Origin of the sequence: Photobacterium obscurum, from assembly GCF_026191635.1 — a bacterium.
In the GTDB taxonomy this organism is placed as follows: Bacteria; Pseudomonadota; Gammaproteobacteria; order Enterobacterales; family Vibrionaceae; genus Photobacterium; species Photobacterium obscurum.
In genome coordinates, this window is record NZ_JAKRRW010000074.1 from 1 (window position 1) to 318 (window position 318).

Below are 318 nucleotides of genomic sequence, written 5' to 3' on the forward strand. Positions count from 1 at the left end.
TGTGTCTGATAAGGACACAATTGGTTTTTCGCCGGACTCTACACAAGACACTTGAATGTGTTTGCTTGAGAACTCGTTCTTCCCTCTCTTATATAAAAAGAAGTAAGAACATTTTAATTCAATCTTACGATACTTCGTAAAATGAATTTACTAGTCAGCTTTCCAGATTGTTAAAGAGCATGTGTTTCCCTAAGGACCCACTTTTTAAAGACACTCGTCAGAATGCGCTTAAAGAGTGGTGGAGCTAAGCAGGATCGAACTGCTGACCTCCTGCGTGCAAGGCAGGCGCTCTCCCAGCTGAGCTATAGCCCCAACGTT

The 318-nt window shown here is 42.8% G+C and carries 1 tRNA gene; it reads right to left on the minus strand.

Going from position 1 to position 318, the window contains the following annotated elements:
• Positions 1–236 precede the first annotated feature (236 nt).
• Positions 237–312, minus strand: a tRNA-Ala gene (locus MD588_RS25980).
• Between the last annotated feature and the right edge of the window lie 6 nt (positions 313–318).